Below are 7,514 nucleotides of genomic sequence, written 5' to 3' on the forward strand. Positions count from 1 at the left end.
GGTCAGCTACGCACTCCGAAACGCGAAGAGCCGGTTTGGGCCGGGTCGTAAGCCGGGGAAGTGATTAGTAGCTCTGGGGTTGTGTTCGTTGCTAGCCCCTCCCTACTGCGTCCCGATCGTGCTAGTCCAGGTCCGCTAGCGGATGCTGTCCTTCGCCTGTGCGCTTTTGGGCAGGACCTGATGCTGTTCGCGGTCGCGGCCTGACGAGTTCGGGTGGGCTGGTGAAGCGTGACCTTCACGGTCGCCGGTCCAGCTGCATCGCAGGGCGCCGGTCGTGGGGTCGGTGCCGTTGGCGTGGACGTTGGCTGCGCCACAGTCGCCGTGGAGGACTGCGCTGAGGTCGTCATGGCCAGCGCGTCAGTTGGGGGTTCGGGGCCGGCGCCACCAGGTGCCGTATCCGGGGCGTCGGTGGGTGCACAGCTCAGGTCGAGTTGTGGCACGATTGTAGGTATGTCCAATCGGAATGATTTGTCTTACGCACGCGAATTCAAGCTGAGTATCACCCGTGCGCTGGGTGATCAGCTGTTCGAAGCTATGGACGAGACGAGTATTGCTCGCCTCACGCAGGAGAACATCGATGCGCTTGAATCTCGTCCGGGCGTTTATGAACTCCACAGTAAGTTTGATGACGGTTGGTGCCGTGTTTACGTGGGGAAGGCTTCAAAAAGCCTGCCACAGCGACTTTCGAGGCATAGATTTAAATTGTCGGGGCGGGAGAACGTTGAATTAGCCGATATGGCGTTCAAGTGTGCTTATGTTGATGAAGATTTCGATTCGTCGGCTCCGGAAAAGATGCTTATTGCTCGCCACCAAGCTACGGGTGATGTGGTCTGGAACAACAACGGTTTTGGAAACAATGACCCGGGAAGGCAGAGGGACACGTCGCTTGTTAGAGTGGATCATTTCGATGCCCAGTATCCGGTGAATCTCGATATTTGCTATTCCGGTGATGATCTGGGAGTCGGAGCTGGTTCTGAGGTCTACGTCGCGCTCGATTCGCTTAAAGCGCACCTTCCCTACAATCTCCGGTTTGACCGGAAAGCAAAGGAAGCGCTTGCTGGCAAGAAGATATCAGACCTTCCTGATGGCGGTCAGAAGCTTACCGTTAGGGCTTGGTTGGGCCTCTTGATGAAGTACTTCCCTGATGGTTGGCAACTTACCGTCCTTCCTGGATATTTGATCCTGTATCGGGAGTCTCGGGAGTATTTGAGCGCCCGGCGCTACTGGCGCACTGCTGGCGGTCGACTTGCTGTGTTTGATGGGGCGGGCTGGACGGGTGTGGATGTCGGCCCCTAGGCGCATTGCTGAAGGGTTGGGGAGACAGTTGGGCCAGTAGCGGGTCGGCAAGGCGGTCTGTCGCATGTCGGAGCGGCGCACACCTGAGTCGAACGGCCGTTCGACGAGCTCGGGGGTGGCTCGGGAACGTTCCGTTGGTTCGGATACTCTGTCTGCATGAAGTTGCACGGTGTTGAGCTTTTCGCTGGTGGTGGCGGCCTCCTCTTGGGGTCGTCACTTGCTGGCGTCGATCATGTAGCTGCTGTTGAGTGGAACCGATGGGCGTGTCAGACCATGCGTGAGAACGCGGCTGCGCGGCATCGTTTGGTCGAGGGGCTCAAGGTCATTGAGGGGGATGTTCGCGACGTCAATTGGGGGGAGATCGTCGGTGATGTTGACATTGACTTGGTGACAGGTGGGCCGCCGTGTCAGCCGTTTTCACTGGGCGGGCTCGCGCGCAGTGCTGATGACCCAAGGGACATGTTTCCCGCTATGACCGAAGTGATTGCGGAACTTCGTCCGAAAGCGTTTATTGTTGAGAATGTGAAGGGGCTGACCCGGGAGGCCTTTAAAGAATACTTCGATTATGTGAAACGCCGGCTCCAGTTTCCCACGCTGCGAGCCACTGATGGTGAGGACTGGCAGCATCATTGGAGGCGTTTGCAGGGTAAGCATTCGGAAATCGACGCTGATTTGCGGTATGAGTTGACGACGACGGTCGTCAATGCGGCTGATTACGGCGTTCCTCAGCACCGCCATCGGGTCTTTATTGTCGGTTTTCGAAGCGATATCGAAGTTGATTGGCATTTTCCCGCGCCGACGCACAGTGGGGCAGCGCTCGCTCTGGCGCAGGCTGAAGGAGTTTACTGGGATAAATGGAAAGTGCCTGAACGGGACCGCGTTCAGGTGAGGCGCAAGCCGTTCGACGACGGCAGGCTTCCATGGAAGACGGTTCGAGAAGCGTTGACGGACATTCCTCGTCCTCTAGAAGGTGGGACACCGGGATGGCTAGACCATGTTTATCAGCCTGGCGCCCGTTCGTACCCTGGTCATACAGGTTCACCGCTCGATGAGCCTTCTAAGGCACTCAAGGCTGGCGCTCACGGAGTTCCCGGTGGCGAAAATATGATTCGGTATCCGAGCGGGGCGGTGCGCTACTATTCGACACGCGAAGCGGCCCGTATTCAGACCTTCCCCGACGACTATGCGTTGCACGGCGCATGGAGCGAAGCAATGCGGCAGATCGGCAATGCGGTCCCTGTGGAGCTTGCCAGGATTGTTGTTGCCTCGGTTGCCAAAGCGATTGGCAATAGCAAATAGGACACTCCGTGCTGTTCTGTGAACGTAGTGCCTCAGTTCAGCCCTCCAGAAATATAGTCCGAAAGAATTTGGACTCGTTCTCGAAGGGCAGAACCGTCATTTGCGGACTGCACGAGCCCGTTGTAATCGCGCAGGAGGACGTTTTTTGGGCTATTGTAGCTTGGGTCCGTGGATTCCATGGCGCTCGCGTCGTTGCGTGCCGATTCAAACTGCATAAGATCATTTCTGGTTGCGGTATTACCTGAGTCTCGGAAGTACAGATAATAGACCGAAAGCGTTCCAATTGACCTAAGTAGAACATCATTATCGGCAAAAAGCTTCTCCATTCGATCTAGTGTCAGTCGGACCTTTTCCTCAAATTCCATCATCGATTGTTTGGGGATCTTCGGATCGCTGACTCGAGAATCCTTGAACAATTGGTCCAGGGTAGATTTCTTGCTATCTTTGATTTTCTGTTGCGGGCCGGCGAATTGGTACTCAAATGCGAGAAATTTTGTCGCAAGCTCTCGGTACTTGTAGCGTGCATTCTTGATCGGCGTTTTCTCGGAAAAGAAATCGTGCTCTGCGAGTCGCATAGAAGAATCTCGGGCATAACTTCTGATCGCGTTACGCGCTTCGGCGGCGTTGAGGGCCGTCGAATTATTCAACCGGACGAACATCTCCTCGATAAGGTCGAAGCTATCGCTTCGGACCGAAATAATGGCGAGTTCGAAATCTAGAAATCTACGAGCAAGCTCGGGGTAGTCATTCCAGAGTCTTGGAAGGGTGTAACTCTTCGCGTCGACGCTCTCGTCTTGGAAGTAGATGAAGTCGTTGGGTAGCTTGAGGGTGCCTTGAAGGAACTCCTGTATAGACTCGGTGCGCTGCTTACCGTCTAGGATGGCAAACTGCTTTATTGGCCCGTGTGTTCCTTGGACTTTCCTTCTGATGTCTTCTAGGTAAAATTTTGGAACGTCGAGTCCATTGATCATTGAATCGATAAGCCGACTTTTGGTTTCTTCGTTCCAAACGTCTCCTTCCCGCTGGTATGCGGGATCTGCGTCAATGAGTTCAAGCATGTAGGAGTAGGACTGAACTGTTGTTTCGCGTAACGCTCGGGTTTCTATTTTCATGGCATTGTTCCTAACTCATTTCCTTCTTGATGCGTTCTGTCACTCGGTCGAGATCTCGATATACGGTTGCTTCATATACGCCTAGCGTTTCGAGTTCGTCAAGTATTGAGCGTTTTGCGCTCGAGGGGATCAGGTAAGAACTGATCCCCCTGACGCCGGGCAGATCGTCGATCGCGAGATATTGTTCATTGAGTGGTGAGACTGTGAAAGTCCCGGTTTGAAACCTTACTCGGTCAAAATTTCGTGGCGCAATCACAGCTTTTGGTTTGTTGTCCCTGTTCTGGGCGTCAGGGTGATATGGATCTAGATCCGAGTTGGCCTCCTCAAGGAGTTTCGGATCTCCGCCGCCGCCTTGGCCTGACCAGTCGTTGAGTTCTTTAGGATCAAGAACGTACAAGCTTCCGTCGATGCGGCTATGGTCCTCATCCGGAGGTGTTCCCGGTTTCGGGGCTTCGCATGCGAAGTAGAGTCCAATTAGCGGTGATTGACTCCAGTCTAGAAGGCGAGTGGGGAGTCCGAAGTGCTGGGCGTAGACAACCCATCCCCATTTGTCGAGGCGGATGTTGGCGGCAGCAGGTGCTGCATCTTGACGAAACCGTGCTATAAGTTCCCTCTCTTTATTGCGGAAATGGGCGCTCCGAAAGGCGGAGGGTGTCAGTCTCCATGTCGAGTTCGGCTGGCCTCTATACCAAAGTTCTTTTGATATTGTCCGCTGTGGTTTCAGTTTGTCGATGAGGTCACTTACTGATGATATTTTGGGAACGTTTTGGGTCATGCTCGTTGGGGGGTGGGTATTATTCACGCTTTTCCTTGGTCTGTAGATATATTAGTGCAAGTCTGAATTTGTGAATTTAGCCGAGGGGAGTGCCGCTGGTTTTTGAGCCCTTTGGTTATGGTTGATCACTATCGAGTTGAGAAGGTGGATTCGATGATTTTAAGTAGTTTCTCGGCCGTGACTAGGTCCATTTGTATTGTTTGGCTGGGTTTTGGTTTGCTTTTTCGTTGGTCGGAACCGTACGTCGTAAGTTGAAGGTATTTAGTTCCGTCTTTGGCGACGACGGTTTGATATGTGCAGTCGACTTCAGTTGGGTGAACAGTTACGTTGCTCTGCGCCCTTGAAAGACTGCGGATCCTGGCCATGGCCCCTCCCTTGGGTTGGATGGGTCGTTTTTCTAGGTGTTAATCATACCGAGTTTTCACGTATGTGTGGTGGGTTGATTTTGCTCGTGGAGCATCGCCCTACTCCGGCAGCACCTCCCGCAGGACGCGGAGGGTATTGCCGCCCATGATCTTCGCGATGTCCTCGTCGGAGTACCCGCGGTCCATGAGTTCCTGGGTGATCACGGCCAGCTGGGAGGTGTCCCACGGCACCTCCACCGACCCGTCGAAGTCGGAGCCCAGCGCCGCGGCGTCGATGCCGGCGACGTCCACCACATGGTCGATGGCGTCGACGACCGGCCCGGTGCCCAGGCCGCACACCGCGTCCTCCCAATAACCGATGCCGATCACGCCACCGGAATCGGCGATGCCCCGGATCTGCTCGTCGGTCAAATTCCGGTTCACGTCGCACGTCGCCCGCACGCCGCCATGCGAGTACACCAGAGGGGCGTCGGCAAGCTCGATCATGTCCGCCATCGCAGCCGGGCTGGCATGCGCCAAATCCACGGCCATGCCCAGCTCCTGCATCTCGGCGAACACCTCACGGCCCAAATCCGTCAAACCCCCGCGATCCACGCCATGCATCGACCCGGCGACCTCGTTGTCGAAGAAATGCGTGAACCCCGCCATCCGCGCACCCGCGTCATACAGGCGCCGCAGGTTCGACCCGTCGCCCTCCAAATTGTGCAGCCCCTCCAAGGCGTACAGCGCGCCGATCACGTCCCCGCCGGCCTCGCGCTGAGCCACCAGCGCGTCCAACTCGCCCTTCGTCCGCACCCACTGCAGCTGCCCATCCGAGCCCTCGACCGCACGATCCAGCTTCTCCGCGTGATACATCGACCGCTCGAACAACGACCTCCACGTCCGCGGCGGCTGCAACTGCGCCGCCACCAGGGGAGTGATGTTGTCCGTCTCATCCGTGTTGCCGTCCAGGTTCTGCCCCCGCGGCGACTGCGTCACCGATGCGAACACCTGCAACGCCACATTGCCCTCCCGCAGGCGCGGCACATCCACGTGCCCGCGCTCGCCGCGATCCAGAATCGACCGCTTCCACAGCAACGCATCCGAATGCATGTCGGCGATCAGCAGACCGTCATGCAGTTCCAGGGCCTGCGGCGACGGTTCCTTCAGCGCCACCTCCGCCACGGGGTTCCTCTGCTTTTCGACGATCCCCGGCCCCACCGCCAACACCCCCGCAGCGATGACGCCCAACCCCACGACGACCGCGCCGCCGATCTTCAGGCCACGCCGCTTCTTTGGGGAAAGCGCGCCCGCCACGGGGGACCGACGCGGCCGAACCTCGACGACATAGACGTCGTCAAGCAAAAACCAGCCGAATTGACCCCGGGTCTATGGTGGACACATGCAACAAAACCGTGGCCGCGCCGCTGCCACGCGCCGAACGACAACCCCGATCCCGCACGAAATCTGGGTACTGGTCAGCGCGGCGTTCATCATCGCCCTCGGCTTCGGCCTCATCGCCCCCATCCTGCCCCAATACGCCCGCAGCTTCGACGTCTCCGTCTTCGCCGCCAGCTTCGTGGTCAGCTCGTTTTCCATCTTCCGGCTCATCTTCGCGCCGACCTCCGGACGGCTCGTCGACAAAGCCGGGTACCGCCGCACCTACCTCGCCGGCCTGACCATCGTCGCCGTGTCCACCCTGCTCGTCGCCACCGCCTGGGACTACTGGTCCCTGCTGGCGTTCCGCGCACTCGGCGGCATCGGCTCGACGATGTTCACCGTCTCGGCGATGGGCCTGATCGTGCGCATGGCGCCACCGAACATCCGCGGCAAATGCTCGTCGGCCTACGGATCGGCGTTCCTCCTCGGCAACGTGTTCGGCCCCCTGCTCGGCGCCGCCATGGCCCCCTGGGGCATGCGCACGCCCTTCTACATCTACGGATTCGCCCTGGTCGTGGCTACGCTCATCGTGGCCGTGCGGCTCAACCCCGAGGCGCTGCGGCAGAAGGTGCCCGTGCGCACCACCCCCGTCATGCGCTTCCGCGACGCCTGGCGCGACTCCGCCTATCGCGCCGCCCTGGTGTCCGGCTTCGCAAACGGCTGGTCCAACTTCGGCGTCCGCGTCGCCATCGTCCCCCTTTACGCCGCCGCCACCTTCGTCCACGGCGCGGCGGTGGCGGGCCTCGCGCTGACCGCCTTCGCCGTCGGCAACGTCATCGCCCTGCAGTTCTCCGGCTCGCTGTCCGACCGCATCGGGCGGAGGCCCCTCATCTTCGCCGGGCTCGCCGTCAACGGCCTGTTCACCGGGCTCATCGGCTTCATGCACGGCGACGTCACCCTGCTCGCCGTGTCGGCGGCGGCCGGCTTCGGCGCAGGCATGATCAACCCCGTGCAGCAGGCGGTGCTTGCCGACGTCATCGGCTCCGACCGACAGGGCGGCAAGGTCCTGGCGAATTACCAGATGGCCCAGGACCTCGGCGCGATCTCCGGGCCGCTGGTCGTCGGACTCATCGTCGACCTCGCCGGCTACCGCGCGGGATTCGTCGCATGCGGGATCATCACCGGCATCGCGCTGCTGGTCTGGCTTGGCGGGCGCGAGACGCTCGGGCGCGTGCCCACCTCCGCCAAACCGGCAGGGGAGTAGGGGCGGCGGACTTCGACGAGTGTGCGCTGGAGGGCGTGAGGTGC

At 58.8% G+C, this 7,514-nt stretch carries 6 protein-coding genes; 3 read left to right on the forward strand and 3 right to left on the reverse strand.

Annotated features, from left to right (window positions below):
* Window positions 1-450 precede the first annotated feature (450 nt).
* Window positions 451-1,296, forward strand: a complete 846-nt coding sequence (locus HMPREF3121_RS12395) for an Eco29kI family restriction endonuclease (RefSeq protein ID WP_168161372.1) — start codon at window positions 451-453, stop codon at window positions 1,294-1,296.
* 156 nt (window positions 1,297-1,452) lie between these two features.
* Window positions 1,453-2,595, forward strand: a complete 1,143-nt coding sequence (locus HMPREF3121_RS12150; protein ID WP_083291313.1) for a DNA cytosine methyltransferase — start codon at window positions 1,453-1,455, stop codon at window positions 2,593-2,595.
* 32 nt (window positions 2,596-2,627) lie between these two features.
* On the opposite strand, the gene HMPREF3121_RS12155 is transcribed toward HMPREF3121_RS12150, so the two are convergent.
* The 3 genes from HMPREF3121_RS12155 to HMPREF3121_RS05635 all read right to left on the reverse strand — a co-directional run bounded on the left by HMPREF3121_RS12155 (window position 2,628) and on the right by HMPREF3121_RS05635 (window position 6,143).
* Window positions 2,628-3,707, reverse strand: a complete 1,080-nt coding sequence (locus tag HMPREF3121_RS12155; RefSeq protein WP_083291314.1) for a DUF262 domain-containing protein — start codon at window positions 3,705-3,707, stop codon at window positions 2,628-2,630.
* A gap of 10 nt (window positions 3,708-3,717) precedes the next feature.
* Window positions 3,718-4,509, reverse strand: coding sequence for an FRG domain-containing protein (locus tag HMPREF3121_RS12160; RefSeq protein ID WP_141742994.1), 792 nt, complete (start codon window positions 4,507-4,509; stop codon window positions 3,718-3,720).
* A gap of 437 nt (window positions 4,510-4,946) precedes the next feature.
* Entirely contained in the window at window positions 4,947-6,143 is a 1,197-nt protein-coding gene (locus HMPREF3121_RS05635) for a dipeptidase (protein WP_246816083.1), read from the reverse strand.
* 85 nt (window positions 6,144-6,228) lie between these two features.
* Here HMPREF3121_RS05635 and HMPREF3121_RS05640 point away from each other — a divergent pair, with 85 nt between their 5' ends.
* Window positions 6,229-7,470 carry an MFS transporter gene (locus HMPREF3121_RS05640; RefSeq protein ID WP_070520812.1) on the forward strand — a complete coding sequence of 414 codons (1,242 nt, stop codon included), beginning with the start codon at window positions 6,229-6,231 and terminating at the stop codon, window positions 7,468-7,470.
* Window positions 7,471-7,514 lie beyond the last annotated feature (44 nt).

The organism is Corynebacterium sp. HMSC11E11 (assembly GCF_001807025.1).
In the GTDB taxonomy this organism is placed as follows: domain Bacteria; phylum Actinomycetota; class Actinomycetes; order Mycobacteriales; family Mycobacteriaceae; genus Corynebacterium; species Corynebacterium freneyi.